The organism is Arthrobacter globiformis (assembly GCF_030815865.1).
In the GTDB taxonomy this organism is placed as follows: Bacteria; Actinomycetota; Actinomycetes; order Actinomycetales; family Micrococcaceae; genus Arthrobacter; species Arthrobacter globiformis_B.
Map to the genome: position 1 here is coordinate 2,589,139 of NZ_JAUSXI010000001.1, position 13,850 is coordinate 2,602,988.

Below are 13,850 nucleotides of genomic sequence, written 5' to 3' on the forward strand. Positions count from 1 at the left end.
ATCACCAAAACAGGATTTGGGAGTATTTGGATGACCTCCGCAACTGAATTGGCATCGCCGGAAACCTTGGCTGATAGCGACGTGCTCAAGGATCTCTATACCGACTGGTCGGAGATCATGGCGACCACGCCCGGCATGACAACCCGACTGCTGCGCAGCATTTTCGACGAATTGCACCAGTCCACCAAGGAACCCGAAGACGTTAGCTACAAGGAGGAGGCAGTGGGAGCGGTGGCGGGCATCTGGGCCCTGCCCAAGGATGCGGACACGTCACAGGTCCTGCTCTATACCCATGGTGGCGGATTTGCGGTCGGCTCCGCCGCCAGCTACCGAAAAGTGGCAGGCCACGTGGCCAAGGCACTCGGTGTGACTGCCTTTGTCCCCGACTACCGTCTGGCTCCGGAGAACCCGCACCCGGCGGGCCTCGAAGATAGCGTCGCGGTCTACGAAGCCCTGCTGGAACGGGGCGTCCGGTCTGAGGACATCACGTCCATTGGTGATTCAGCCGGCGGGAACCTGGCAATCGCAACCTCGTTGGTCCTTAGGGACAAAGGACTCCCGCTTCCCGGCCGCGTCATCGTTTTCTCTCCGTGGCTGGATATGGAGAACAACGGTGAAACTATCGTCACCAACGATGCCACTGATGCCCTGTTCTCGCTCCCACTGCTGCAAGGCATGGTTGCCGGAGTCCTCGGCGACACGGTGGACCCGAAAAACCCGTTGGCGAATCCGCTGCACGCCGATTTCGAGGGCTTCCCCAAGCTGTACATCACCGCTGGATCAGACGAAATGCTTCTTGACAATGCCACCAGGCTGAATGACGTAGCTAGGTCAGCCGGTGTGGACGTCACGCTTTCCGTTGCCGACGGGCAGCAGCACATCTTTCCGATGTCGGCCGGACGTTCCGCAGTAGCAGACGAGACTATCCGCAAAATCGCCGATTGGCACCGCAGCTAGACAGGCAAATATCAACGCGGAGGAAATCGCGCGCAAAGATTTGTGTAATAGGCATAGCCTATGTGATTATTACACCATCAGTTAGTCCCCTGATATGGAACGGAATTACAACGCATGACAACTCTGTCCTATGAAGTTTTGGTGCTCGACGGCACTCCACGTGCCGGAGACCAGCGACTTCCCAGCGGCGAAGCGATAGTCTCTTCACCTCTATCGATCACACTGATTTCCGGAGAAAAAGACGCCGTACTCGTTGACGCCCCCTATACCTTCGGGCAGATCGAGCGCGTACGGAACTGGATCGAAGACTCGGGTAAGACACTTCGGCACGTCTACATCACCCACGCTCACGGAGATCACTGGTTGGGCGTTGGAGAGCTGCTTTCCAGCTTCCCCGGCGTGACAGTGTATGCGACACCGGGGACCCTCGGCCGCATGGAGCACGAAGCGACTGTCGGTCGCGAGAAGCTGTGGGATGCAGTCTTTCCGGGGCTCATCCCGCCGTCACCCCTGATCGCCGAGGCGGTTCCCGCCGATGGCTTCGAAATTGAGGGGAACCGGCTCGTTCCCATCGAGCTGGGGCACACCGACACCGACGACACAACGGCGCTGTGGGTTCCGTCGCTGGAGCTCGTTGTAGCGGGGGATTCGGTCTACAACGGCGTCCACCAAATGTTGCTCGAATCTTCCGAGGAAGGATTTGCCTCATGGCTCGCGGCGCTTGACACCATTGCAGCGCTGAAGCCCAAGTTCGTCGTCGCGGGCCACAAGGCCCCCGGCGCATCGGATGATCCCGCCAACATCGAAGAAACGCGTACCTACCTCAAGGACGCGCAGCACCTTCTCGCGACGGTGTCCAGTCCGGAGGAGTTCTACAACGCCATCATGCGCCGCTACCCCTTCCGGATGAATCCAGGGCCCGTCTGGTATGGCGCAGTGGGACTTTTGAGCCGCACCCCTTAGAACCAGGCTTCAAGCGTTTCCTGGACAGCTTTTCCCCCAACCCAATAACTGCACAGCTGATGACAAAGGAGTCACTACGCATGTCCAATGACCAGAACCAAGCGCCGCGGACCAAGATCATCTTCGTTCACGGATTCCTCGATGACCGGACCGCCTGGGAGAACGTTCTGTCCCTCCTCGGGGAAGACTTCGAAGCGGTTGCCCTTGACCTGCCCGGCGCCGGCGCCCACGTGAACGACGAAGGACCCTTCACGCTCCGGCGACTCGCGGAGTCGGTGATCGCCGAGATCGACCGCTCCAACGGACCAGTAGTCCTCGTGGGGCAAAGCATGGGAGCCCAACTGAGCGAACTCGCAGCCGCCGCCCGCCCGGGAAGGGTAGCAGGACTGGTGCTGCTCACGCCTGTCCCCCTCGCGGGCGTCCACCTCACAGGGGACGCCGCCAACTCCTTCCGCTCCCTGGGAGGCGACGCCGACGCCCAACGGCAGGGACGACTCGGCGTCTCCGTGTCCCTCACCCCGGATGCTCTTGAAACCTTGCTCGCCTCCGGAACAGCAATCCACCCCACCGTGGTCGCTCAGGTGTTCGATGCCTGGAACAACGGTGACGCAGCCGGGACCACTTCCTCAGCCTATGCCGGACCCACGCTCATCGTGCGCGGTATGGGTGATCCCTTCGTCACCGAAGAGGTGATCGGCGCCGCCGTGCTTCCGCGCTTCGCAAACGCCCGGCTGGTGGGCATCGCCGACGCCGGACACTTCCCACATCTCGAGAAACCGGAAGAGGTTTCGCGGATCGTGAGTGACTTCGCCCGCTCGTTGGACCGGGTGAAGGCCTAGGAACCGACCACGCACCGCACTCTAAAAAAAGGAATCAAGAACAATGACCCCAACAAACAACATCAAAACAGACGATGTCACTGAGGAAAGCTGGACCGGCGCGTTCGCAGCTAAGTCCGCGGAAGCGTTCGGAGAGGCGTTCGCGGATGACGTTGTGCTCGAGGCGGCGGCCCTCCTGGTCCCCGTCAAAGGCCGGTCCGACGTAAAGACCGTGATGTCCACAGCCAGCAACTACTACCAAGCGCTTCAGTTTACCCACGAGGCCACAAATGGCCCCCGGACCTACGTGGAATGGGAGGCCGCAGGCGCTTCCGGAGTCCAGTTCTCCGGCGTCACGGTTCTCACCCGGAACGAGGAAGGACTGATCCAGCACATTTCAATCAGCCACCGCCCCCTCGCAGCCCTCCTGGAGTTCTCGGGTGAGATGAACCGCCGTACTCAGGGCAAACTCGAATCAGGACACTTCCGCGCAAATGACTAAAGCTCAGGACAAATACACGATCGAACGGGTTGGCTTCCGTGCCGACGGCAACGTTGAGCTCCGGGGCAACCTCTACATTCCCACGACAGGTGATGGCCCGCATCCGGCACTGACACTGTCCATGGGGTACGGAGGGGTCAAGGAACAGGGCGCCCTTCCTTATGCCGAAGCCTTCGCCAACGCCGGTTTCGTCGTGCTCTTCCACGATCACCGGGGATTCGGAGAAAGCGACGGAATACCCCGTCAGGACATCAACCCCTGGCAGCAAATCGAAGATTGGCGCAGGGCCATCACTTACCTCCAATCCCGGCCGGAAGTAGATCCGGAACGGATCGGCCTTTGGGGCTCAAGCTACTCGGGAGGCCACGCACTCGTCCTCGGCGCCACCGAACCCCGGCTAAAGGCGATCGTCTCGCAGGTTCCTACCATCAGCGGCTATCAGCAAGGACTCCGGCGGGTGAACCCGGACAAATTGGCAGCATTGGAGGCCTCATTCGCGGCCGATGACCGGGCACAACTCGCAGGCAAGGAACCGCACCGTATTGCCTTGGTCTCTGACGGGTCCGTCCCTGCAAGCTACACGGATCCGGAAGCCGTATCGTTCTACCTGCAACCAATCCCGGACGGGCTCTGGGAGAACAACGTCACCGTACGCTCAACGAGGGCGGCGCGGGCTTACGAACCAGGGATCTACGTAGGACGCGTTTCACCGACGCCTCTTCTGATGATCGTCGGGGACAACGACCGGGTAACGCCCACTGACCTGGCACTGGAGGCCTACCAGCGCGCCCTCCCGCCCAAAGAGCTGCTGGTCTTCCCCGGAGGACACTTCGACGCCTACCTCGGAGAATTCGAAGCGACCTCCGGTGCAGCCCTGCAGTGGTTCACCAGGCACCTAATGCAGGACAAGTAGAGTAAGGAGAACTGATCATCATGCCCAAAGGATCCGGACGTTACATGGCTTGGCCCGCTACAACCCGATACGGGCTGCCTGTTGCGCCCGGAAACCTCGGTCTTGTTCAGGATTTCCTCAACACCATCACGGAGGGAACGGTAGCTCCTCCTGACCTGCTCGCTACCTTAGCCTCCGCGCAGGAATGGGCCGACCAGGTGATTGAGCAGTGGATATCCATCGACGACCTGGGCTGGGCGAAGACCCTGCCCCGGTTGACGGAGAACGACCGCAAAGCTTTGGTGGCTTTCAGGGACCAGCTGTTCGAAGGCCTCTTCGGACACTCCCCCTCGGAAACCCCGGCCGGACTTGGCCGGAACACCCTCACCTATCATCCCGTAATGACGGTTTCCGCCGGAGGTATCGAGCTCCGGCCCGGCGTGGAGGGCTGGAAGTACTTCGAGACGGCGCTGCTGCTCATCTGCCACCAAGGGCAAATCGAGGGCGTCCTGCGGCGCATGAAGTCATGCAAGAGCGAGACGTGTGATGTCGTCTTCTACGACCGCTCCAACAACAACAGCGGCGTCTGGCATGACGTCAAGCTCTGCGGCAACCGGGCCAACGTCCGCGCCCACCGAGCACGCTCAGCAGCCGTCTAAAGCCGCCACCAGAAGAGCGCTAATCTTCCCTGCAACAGAGTGGTCCAGTTCGCTCGCCCGCCGCTATTTGGCTAACGGCAGTTCTTATGTACCTGCATCCTGCTCTGTCGATACACCAGATAAACCTCTAACGCCATCAAGAAAGCCATTAATTATGATCATCTCCACCGAGTCCCTCTCCGAAGCAGCCGCCTACAAACTGCTGATCGGATCGATCCTGCCTCGACCCATCGCCTGGGTCAGCACCATTTCTCCCCAAGGGATCGCGAACATCGCCCCCATCTCTTTTTTCACGGCCGTCGGCCGCCGCCCACCTATGATCTCCATTTCCCTGCAGCCCCGGGCTGACGGCGTGTCCCTCAAAGACACCTTCATAAATATCCGCGATACCGGCGAGTTTGTGGTCAACATGGCCACCGTTCCCAACTCCGATGCCGTGCACCGTTCCGCTTACGAATTCGGGCCAGAAGAGGACGAATTCGATCTCCTTGGACTTGAAAAAGCCGAATGCGAGGTGATCTCCGTGCCGCGGGTAGCGACGGCGCCTATCGCTTATGAATGCAAAGTCAACAGGATCATCCCCGTCAGCGAGTCCGAAAACGTGGTGTGGGGAGAAATAGCACGCTTCCACGTACGCGACGACCTCTACCTCGAACGCGGACGCATCGACACCGCCGCACTCGCGCCGGTAGGCCGTCTCGCAGCCGAATACACCTACGTCGAAAACGCGTTCACCACACCCCTGCCCGAAGAGACCCTGGCAGCCGTCAACGGCACCAGAATGCGGCGCATTGACGGACTGGACACCAACTTTTCCCCGATTGACACCCCGCTCTGGTCCCCGTCAGGATCCACCAAGCCTTCTGAGTAGGGGCACTGGCGACATCCCTCGTAACCACGGATGCTGACGGACCTCGCCAGGACGCGACGGTCCGACGCAACATGCCGGCGGACAGCGAGTGGTGTTTTTGGTGACACCCGGACCACGCCGATTTCAGCGGGACCAGCAGCCAACCCGTTGTGTGGAGGCGAGGGGAAACCAGACGCCACCGACAGCGCGGGTAGCTGTACGCGTTCTCTTCCAACAAATTTCCGGAAGCGAGCACGCGCGGCTCCGTGCAGGTGCGCGTTCCGCTCCTGCCCCAAAGCGCATGCTCCCCGACAATGATGCGGAGGCTTCGTGAGCGAACTGGTCGTGAGCACCACTCCTGACCCTGTAACTGCACACGTGATCGAGGTCGGAGCCGTGCTAAATTCACGGCTCTCCGACATCGTCGCCCAGATGCAAAGCAGTTTGGTCGAGCGGATCACCGAGCTCGGTGGTGATACCGACCTCATCGGCCTGCTGGAGGCCACTGCCGCAGGCAATGTTGATAACATCGTGCACGCCCTGCAGCACGGCATACGCGGTGAACAACTCGAGCCCCCTTCCGCGGCCTACGAGTATGCGCGCCGGCTTGCTCAGAGGGGGGTTCCGTCAACGCGTTGATCCGGGCCTATCGGCTCGGGCAGCAGTACGTCCTGCGAGACGCATTCGACGTCTCATGCCGAACCGAGACAGCAGCTGAAGTCCGGGCCGGGGCGTACGACCGCATGGTGACTGAGGTGTCCGAATACATCGACTGGATTTCCCAAGGTGTGGTTGCGGTCTACGAAGAGGAACGTGAGTCATGGCCGGCCGGCCAGGCCAACAGCCGCAACGCCAAGGTGCGGGAGTTGCTCGCCTCACCGGGGAACGACCTTGACGCTGCCGAAGCCACGCTGGGCTACCGGTTGCGGGGCCGCCACATCGCGGTCGTAGTGTGGGTCGACCAGCACGGCACGAACCAGGACCAGCTCAGCCGGTTCACCAAGGCAACCCGCGCGCTGGCTGAGCGAGTCCACAGCACCGGTCCGCCGCTGCTCGTCGGCGTGGACGGAGCTACGGCATGGGGGGCCGTAAGGACCCGGTCAAGAGTCTGACTTTCGAGCAGGCGTTTCTCGTTCTGGTCCAGCGTTCTCACGCGCACAGTCCCAATCCGCTGCCGGCCCCGAATCGCAAGCCCCAGACCTGTCGGGTTGAGTTCTAGAGCCATCCCAAAAGAAAACCAGGAGTACAGGTCGCGTTCGTCAGGTTGGGGTGTACTCCAAGTGGGCGTTGACGTGGTCAGTTGGGCCATCCGTCGATGGCCTGGTAGCCGAGCATGAAGGTGCGGCACCCGGCTTCGACTGCTTCCTGGAAGGGGGAAGGCCCACGAACGCAGTCTCCGGCGGGGCTGATATCTGCTTCGCTGGCGTCGCGGCCGCCCTGGGTTTCGGAGTAGCCGACGAAGTGCTTGGTGGTCGCGAGGATGGCGGTGGGGTCGGTCAGTCCTTGCCCTTGGTATCCGCGGATCATGGCCTTTTCGAGTGCCCCGATCAGGTGGGGATCCATTCCGAACGTTTCGTTCACGCGCCCCCACCGCAGGTCACAGCTGATGCAAAGCACGGGGCGAGAAGGTCCAGTGAAGTCCCGTGGAACGACTTCGACGGCGGTAGCCCGGGGCCCTTTTCCACCAAGCCGGGTCCCAGGTGCTTGCCATGCCCAGCTGCGTGGAAAAATAGTGGCTCCGGGCCAGAACGAGTGACCGTGGATGCAGTCATCGGCCATAAGCAGGGGGATCTGCAGCTTCTGCAAGAGGGGTTGGTCAGCTGCCGTCCCCCAGCAGTTCGAATAGTTTGAGCGCCAGGGAGATCTCCAGGCCGTTGATGCGTTTCGTGCCCCGCCCCGCCTCAAACCGCCCCACTCGCTGCCGCACTGTGTTCCGGTGGAGGCCAAGCAGCTCGGCTGTCTTCGAGACGTTCTCGCCGCTCGCGTAGAAGGTTGCAAGGGTTTCACGGAGTGCCGCGTTTGGTTCCCCTGGCAGTGCGACGTCGCCCAGTACCTCCCTGGTCCAGATGAGCGCGCTCTTCGTATCGTGCATGATGAGCGATAGGAACCCCACGTCTGGGTCACCAAACGCCACCAGCCGCTCCTCGCGGTAGCGCTGCGCGCCGAGGGCCACGAGTCTGGCCTTCGCCGCTTGTTCGTGACTCCGTCGGAAGCCCGCGACCCCGCTGCCGGGCGCGCCCATCGCGACGCGAATATTCTGTGCATCCGAAGCAGCGAACGCTGAGATACGCCGCATCACCTCTGTGCTAACTTCCGTGGACGGCATCGCCGCCCACGCCCACGCGGTCGACCGGTCTGAGGCGGTGATCAGGGGCGGTTTCGACGAGTGCACGATCGACGCCATTCGCCGCAGCAGCTGATCGATCCGTTGCTGGTCCTCTGTGTCGGGGGTGCCGAACTCAAACCACGCGATGAACGCAACGTGATTCTGTTCGAGCGAGTACTTCGTCTTTGCTTCGAATCCCGCCGCCGAGATCGCCTCGTCGCGCAGCACCTTCATCACCGCGGCGGCATTCGTCACCGCGCGCGTTGTCCACCACCGCTGCTGCTCTGCGACGTGCACTTCGGTGACGTATTGCAGAATCCAATCGATGTAGTTGTGGGTCACGTCGGTGACGACCCGCACGAGGTTCATCTGGACGTCTTTGTCTTTGAGCTGCAGTTGGTCAACGGCGTCGATGACTCGGCGCACGAGCATGGACTGCCCAAGGTAGTAGGCACGGGTGAGCGAGCCGAGCGGCACATCGCGCTGGGCGAGCCGCATGGCATACTCCACCGCTCCCGTGCTGGGCTGGATCGAATCAGTACCGATGTCATTCGTGAGAATATGGCCCAGGGTCCAGACGTTTCCGTCGATGCTCGCATGCAGCATTTCGATGAGTTGGGGGTCTTGATCCAAGCCGGATACACGAGTTGAGAGCAGCTCTGTCATGTCGTCGACGATTCGTGGACCCATTTCTTGCAGTTTGCGCCCCGCTTGCGCCACGAGCTCGCGCATCTGCTGATCACCGTCCGTGAATCCTGGTGTGGTCAAGGTATGGAGACCTCCCTTCTTCCTGCGGCATGGTGAGTCAAGTACCGGAGCGCGCGCTGCGCCGAGTTGTATCCGCCCATGCCGTGGATGCCGGGCCCGGGCGGCGTTGCTGCGGAGCACAGGTAGACGCCGGGTACGCCGGTATCGTAGGGATGGGCGCTCAGCTTGGGGCCGAGGAGAAACTGCAGTGGTGATTTGGCGCCGGTGAGAATATCGCCGCCAACGAAGTTCGGATTCTCGGCCGAGGTCTGGGCCGGAGTGCGCACGCTCAGCCCGACGACCCGGTCCCGGAACCCGGGAGCAAAGCGATCGATCTGGGCGATGATGTGCCCAGTCGCGTCCCCCGCGTAGCCATTCGGCACATGGGCATAGGCGTAGATCGGAACGATCGAGCCGTTCGCTCGAGCAGGGTCAGCGACGGCCTGCTGCCCGACAAGTACAAAAGGCCGCTCAGGCATGTGCCCGGAGGCGACCAGTCGCTCGGTGGCGATGATCTCCGCAGAGTTGCCACCGAGGTGCACGGTGCCTGCAAGGCCTACTTCCGGGTCTCGCCACGGCACGCCCCCGTCCACCGCGAAGTCAATCTTGAACGTAGCGGGCCCGGACCGGAACTTCCGGTACGCGCGCCGGACACTCTGCGGCTGTTGCTCGGCCAGTATCTTTGCAGCGTCATGCGGGTGCACATCGAGAATAGTGATGTCCGTGGGCGGGAGCTCGTACAGCCGATTGATGCGCTGCCCGGTCTCGAACCGAACCCCCTGCGCCCGAAGCATGCTGATGTGCGCTTCAGTGAAGCGGCCAGTGCCGCCCTCGACCACGGGCCAGCCCATCGCGTGACCGGCGATGATGATCCCGGCACCGATGCCCGTGACCAGGGGCAGAGTGAGCGGCTGGAGGGCATGCGCTGCCACACCCATGAAGAGCGAGCGCGCCCGCTCGTCCCTGAACCACCGTGCAATGAGCGCGGGTGGTGGGCCGGCGACGGCTCCCATCCGCGCGAGCAATAGTGGGTGCTTCGGGATCCGGAGAAGCGGCGACATGATGATCGGAGAGAGTCGGTCGAAGGATCGCGACAGCGATCCAAACGCTGTCTCCCATTTCCCTCCGTCTCGTCCCAACCCCGCGGCCGTGTCCGTAATCGACCTGTGAAGAAGCCCCGGTTGGCCGGAGTCGAGCGGGTGCGCGGCATCGATGGGGGCGTAGGCCCAACGGACCCCCATCGCTTCCAGATCGAGCGTCTGAAAGAATGGGGATCCGGGAGCCATCGGGTGCACCGCTGCGCAGTGATCCTGCACCAGCCCGGCGAGGGGTGACTCGGTTGAGCGGGCGCCCCCGCCCAACTGATCCGCGGCCTCAACAACGGTGACTTCGACGCCGGCGCGAACCAGCACGGTTGCGGCTGCGAGCCCGTTGGGCCCGCTTCCGACGACGATTGCACTCGTCATCGAGCCATTTCCTCCGCGCGCGCTTCGGCTTCGACCAACTCTTCGAGTGGCTGGGGAGCCGCATCTGGCCCAACAATATCGGTCGCGGTGAACTGCAGCTTGTCGAAGTCTGGCGAGCGCCAGGTGACGGTGAGGGGAATGGGCCCGTTCGGCAGCCAGGGCTGCTCTTCGACAGCATCTTTCACCTGCCATTTTCCCCGCTCAACGACGCCGAGTGCGGCATCGATTAGTTTGTATTCCTGGTAGCCGTGCCAGAGCGCTTCAGACTCCACCCAGGCCACGATGAATTCCCCGGGCTCGAACTGCGCCTCTTCCTGGATCGCGGCGATGAGTTCTTCGTTGTGGAAATGTCCCTCGCCGAAGTTGAAGCCGATCATCGCATTACAGGCGAATTCTGCCTCGCGGATGCGTCGGTGGTCGATATCAGGCACGTCCTTCAACAGCAGCGAAAACAGTCCACGAGCTTGGCTGTGAAGTGAGCGCCAGCCGAGGGACATCTCGAGGAAGGCCTCTGCCAGTGGATAGGGCAGCCCCATCGCCTGAATTTGATCAATCTGGTCCTTTGTGGGGCGGTACACCCGGTGAAGCTTCTTTTCGGCATCCGGGTGGATGGCCCAGAGTGCTGTGGCCCAGTTGCCGCCGTACTGCCTGAGCGAGGCGAGGAACGATACCTTGTCGGGGCGAATGCTTCCGAAGATCACGAGGAACAGCGGAATAGCGATGACCGCGAAAGGCATCCACGGCTCCGACATATCGAACGCACTAAACCCGGCAGAGTTCGGGTAGCCGATGAAGAAGATCACCGCGCAAATCGCGAACAGTAAGTTCCACTCTAGCGGCACAGCGACCGGGAACGTCGAGATGATGAAGAAGCAGAAACCGACCATGAGCAGCGTTGCGAGGGTTACCGTTGTCTGGCCTCCAAACGCGGTGCCAACGACGAAGAGCATCGTGAGGGGTGCGCTAAGTTCGACGATCGTGCCGAGCACGTGCGAGAAGAAGTGAGCCAGGTGCCCTGGGCGTAGATCATCGTTGTCGAAATCCTTGAACGTCCTCTTCTTGAGCCACCGCGGCGGCCAGAACGGCGTGTTGGCGAGCATCGGGGGGATCACCAGGCTGAAGTGTCGGTTCATTTTCGAGAAGCCTGCGCCCACCCAAACCGTGACCAGGAAGATCTTCAGCGCGATGATCATGTCGGTGACCTCGAACAGGTTCGGGAATACGATGAAGAACACCACTGGCAAGAGGTACTGCTCCGACCGCGCGGCAAGGAAGATGATCTTGTCCCGCAGTCCGACGAGCACGAGGAAGATCACCGCAAAGATGAGCGGCGTCGTCTGAATCAGCAGGAAGCTCTCGGCATTTTGTGAAAGCCAGCTCGGCACACCGTTAGCCGGGTCGGCGAGGAACTGCTGGAATCGCGCAAGGGCGGGCAGCTCCGCCGCAGATTGTCCCGGCAGGAAAAGCGCCGCGCTCAAGGAGAACAGGAAGCCGTAGTAGAGAAACACATCGACCACGGTGCGACGGCTGCCACCGGTGAAGGGCACCCACTTGTAGGGGCTCAGTTTGATCGTGCCGGGGCGTGACCAAAACAGGATCCCGCCTGTTAGCGGGCCAAACTTCCCTGCGAGCGGACCCCAGGAACCCGCGATTCCGATGGCCTCGAGCAGCATCGTCATGACGACGAGCTTTTGGTAGACGATCGGATTCGTCCCCCATGACCCCACATCGAGTGGGTTCAGGCGCGAGGTGAGGGTGATGAGGAGCGCGCCGCCGATCAGCCACGCCCCGAATAGCTTGGCCAGGTACATCACGGAGATTTTGCGTGCTGCGCCGAACCCCCACTCACCCCACTCCTTCGACAGGAACTTCAGACGTTTCTGTAGCGGACGGCGAATCAATTCTTCGGGATCCGCATTCGGAAACCGTGGAACTTTATAACCCATGACAACTCCTTTGGTGGCAAATTTTGGGCATGACTCAGCGCGGGTACGGGTTTTCGGCACCGAGAATCCCGGTGTTATCCGGCGTCAGGCCAGGGAAAATAGAGGCTGGGGCGGCGAGGCTAGACGCCGACCATCCCTCGGGCGGGAGATGAGAACGGCGCTGTTCGCCGCCTCAGCTCGGGTTTATCGATCTTGCCGACGGGGTTTCTCGGCAAAGACTCGAGGACATCCAGGCGGGCGGGAACTTTGATCTTCATCAGCCCAACCGAGCAGTGTGCGAGCAGTTCCTCGACTGTCGGGTGCGCCCCCGGGTGGGCGACGACGTAGGCGACAGGCACCTCCCCGAGCGTCGGGTGCGCGGCTCCAACGACAGCAGATTCCAACACCGCGGGGTGCGTCGCGAGGTGGCTCTCGATCTCTTTGGGGTAGATGTTCTCGCCGCCGCGAATGATCATGTCTTTGATGCGATCAACGATGCGCAGGTAGCCGTCCTCGTCGAGCACCCCCACGTCACCGGTTCGCAACCAGCCGTCGACGATCGTCTCGGCGGTCGCCTCCGGGCGCCCGTGGTATCCCCGCATGACCGTCGGCCCGCTTATCCGGATTTCACCGCGTTCACCGGTCGGCACCGGATTACCCGATTCGTCCGTGAGCCGGATCTGCTGGCCCGCAAGCGCCGGGCCTACCGTGCCGAGCTTGTGCGGGCCATCCAGCGGGTTGCAGGCCGAAGCGCAGCTTGCCTCCGTCAAGCCGTAGCCCTCAATGATTCGAAGCCCAAATCGTTGTGCGCTCAGCCGCAACAGTTCCTCGGATACGGGCGCGGCGCCGCAGAGTACGAAGCGCACGGAGCTAAAACCTGGCGACACTTCCGCGGGCAGTTCGACAAGCCTCGCCAAGATCGCCGGCACAGCACAGAAGTAACTCGGTCGGTGCCGCTCGATGGCTTCAAGGAAGGGCAACGGCGAGAACCGCTTCATGAGCACTGTGGAGCCGCCGACCGAGATCGGCGCGAGCAAGCTCAGGCAAATGGCATTCACATGAAATAGCGGGAGCACGAGCAGCGCACAGTCGCGTGCGCTCATCGCGACGTGCTCGGCGAACGCATGTGCCATCGCGTTGAGGTTGGCGTGGTCGAGCATGACACCCTTGGGCTGACCGGTCGATCCGCTCGTGTAGATGAGCAGCGCGAGCGCGGTCGCCGGGGTCACACGAGCGCGGGGGCTGCCCGTTGCCACGGTTCGCAGCTCGGCAGCGTTGAGCGCGGGAACACGAAGGTTCTGGAGCCGCGACAGCACCGCCTCATCGGTGAGCAGCAGCTTTGCGTTCGAATCGTCAAGCTGGTACTGCAGCTCGCGTTCAGTGAATGTGGGGTTGATCGGCGTTGCGACTGCGCCGAGGAGCCAAGCGCCGAAGACTCCGACGACGAGCTCGATGCTGTTGCCGAGCATCACGCCCACGACGTCGCCCTCACCGATGCCCCGCTCAGCCAGATCCTCGGCTGCCGCACGGACGAGCGCCTCGACCTCGACGTAACTCAGCATGCGGCTCTCGTCGCCGATGCAATCGAGGCCGGTGCCGGCGGAGGGAGACTCCCAGAGCAGGTGATTCAGCGTCATTGCTGTCCTTTCGGATTTCGGAGGTAGGTCTGCGATGACCCTTTGAGAGGTAGGTCTGCGATGACCGTTTGCCATGTGACTGCGCTCACGCTATCAGTACTCCGCCGC

The 13,850-nt window shown here is 61.9% G+C and carries 14 protein-coding genes; 9 read left to right on the top strand and 5 right to left on the bottom strand.

Features of this window, described 5'->3' with window-relative positions; all coding sequences use genetic code 11:
• Positions 1 to 30: 30 nt before the first annotated feature.
• The 9 genes from QFZ33_RS11755 to QFZ33_RS11795 all read left to right on the top strand — a co-directional run bounded on the left by QFZ33_RS11755 (position 31) and on the right by QFZ33_RS11795 (position 6,753).
• On the top strand, positions 31 to 957 hold the full coding sequence (locus tag QFZ33_RS11755) for an alpha/beta hydrolase (protein ID WP_307027649.1): 927 nt from the start codon (positions 31 to 33) through the stop codon (positions 955 to 957).
• A gap of 114 nt (positions 958 to 1,071) precedes the next feature.
• Positions 1,072 to 1,920, top strand: a complete 849-nt coding sequence (locus tag QFZ33_RS11760) for an MBL fold metallo-hydrolase (RefSeq protein ID WP_307027651.1) — start codon at positions 1,072 to 1,074, stop codon at positions 1,918 to 1,920.
• 80 nt (positions 1,921 to 2,000) lie between these two features.
• The gene (locus QFZ33_RS11765; RefSeq protein WP_307027653.1) at positions 2,001 to 2,759 is read left to right on the top strand and encodes an alpha/beta fold hydrolase; all 759 of its coding nucleotides are present in this window, start codon (positions 2,001 to 2,003) and stop codon (positions 2,757 to 2,759) included.
• 43 nt (positions 2,760 to 2,802) lie between these two features.
• The gene (locus QFZ33_RS11770) at positions 2,803 to 3,240 is read left to right on the top strand and encodes a nuclear transport factor 2 family protein (protein ID WP_307027655.1); all 438 of its coding nucleotides are present in this window, start codon (positions 2,803 to 2,805) and stop codon (positions 3,238 to 3,240) included.
• On the top strand, positions 3,233 to 4,153 hold the full coding sequence (locus tag QFZ33_RS11775) for an alpha/beta hydrolase (RefSeq protein ID WP_307027657.1): 921 nt from the start codon (positions 3,233 to 3,235) through the stop codon (positions 4,151 to 4,153). Before QFZ33_RS11770 ends, QFZ33_RS11775 begins: the two co-directional genes overlap by 8 nt.
• 44 nt (positions 4,154 to 4,197) lie before the next feature.
• Positions 4,198 to 4,791 carry a CGNR zinc finger domain-containing protein gene (locus QFZ33_RS11780; protein ID WP_307027659.1) on the top strand — a complete coding sequence of 198 codons (594 nt, stop codon included), beginning with the start codon at positions 4,198 to 4,200 and terminating at the stop codon, positions 4,789 to 4,791.
• 154 nt (positions 4,792 to 4,945) lie between these two features.
• Entirely contained in the window at positions 4,946 to 5,662 is a 717-nt protein-coding gene (locus QFZ33_RS11785; RefSeq protein WP_307027661.1) for a flavin reductase family protein, read from the top strand.
• 309 nt (positions 5,663 to 5,971) lie between these two features.
• Positions 5,972 to 6,280: a hypothetical protein gene (locus tag QFZ33_RS11790; RefSeq protein WP_307027663.1), complete on the top strand. Its 309-nt coding sequence runs from the start codon at positions 5,972 to 5,974 to the stop codon at positions 6,278 to 6,280.
• On the top strand, positions 6,277 to 6,753 hold the full coding sequence (locus tag QFZ33_RS11795) for a hypothetical protein (RefSeq protein ID WP_307027665.1): 477 nt from the start codon (positions 6,277 to 6,279) through the stop codon (positions 6,751 to 6,753). The genes QFZ33_RS11790 and QFZ33_RS11795 overlap by 4 nt, the downstream gene beginning before the upstream one ends.
• 184 nt (positions 6,754 to 6,937) lie before the next feature.
• Here the strand turns inward: QFZ33_RS11795 and QFZ33_RS11800 are convergent, their stop codons facing one another.
• The 5 genes from QFZ33_RS11800 to QFZ33_RS11820 form a co-directional block, all read right to left on the bottom strand.
• Entirely contained in the window at positions 6,938 to 7,546 is a 609-nt protein-coding gene (locus QFZ33_RS11800) for a glycoside hydrolase family 3 N-terminal domain-containing protein (protein WP_307027667.1), read from the bottom strand.
• Entirely contained in the window at positions 7,458 to 8,735 is a 1,278-nt protein-coding gene (locus QFZ33_RS11805; protein ID WP_307027669.1) for a PucR family transcriptional regulator, read from the bottom strand. The genes QFZ33_RS11800 and QFZ33_RS11805 overlap by 89 nt, the downstream gene beginning before the upstream one ends.
• On the bottom strand, positions 8,732 to 10,180 hold the full coding sequence (locus QFZ33_RS11810; protein WP_307027671.1) for a phytoene desaturase family protein: 1,449 nt from the start codon (positions 10,178 to 10,180) through the stop codon (positions 8,732 to 8,734). Before QFZ33_RS11810 ends, QFZ33_RS11805 begins: the two co-directional genes overlap by 4 nt.
• Positions 10,177 to 12,126, bottom strand: a complete 1,950-nt coding sequence (locus QFZ33_RS11815; RefSeq protein WP_307027673.1) for a DUF3556 domain-containing protein — start codon at positions 12,124 to 12,126, stop codon at positions 10,177 to 10,179. Before QFZ33_RS11815 ends, QFZ33_RS11810 begins: the two co-directional genes overlap by 4 nt.
• A gap of 119 nt (positions 12,127 to 12,245) precedes the next feature.
• A complete protein-coding gene (locus QFZ33_RS11820) occupies positions 12,246 to 13,742 on the bottom strand; it encodes a class I adenylate-forming enzyme family protein (RefSeq protein WP_307027675.1) in 1,497 nt (498 codons plus the stop codon).
• Positions 13,743 to 13,850 lie beyond the last annotated feature (108 nt).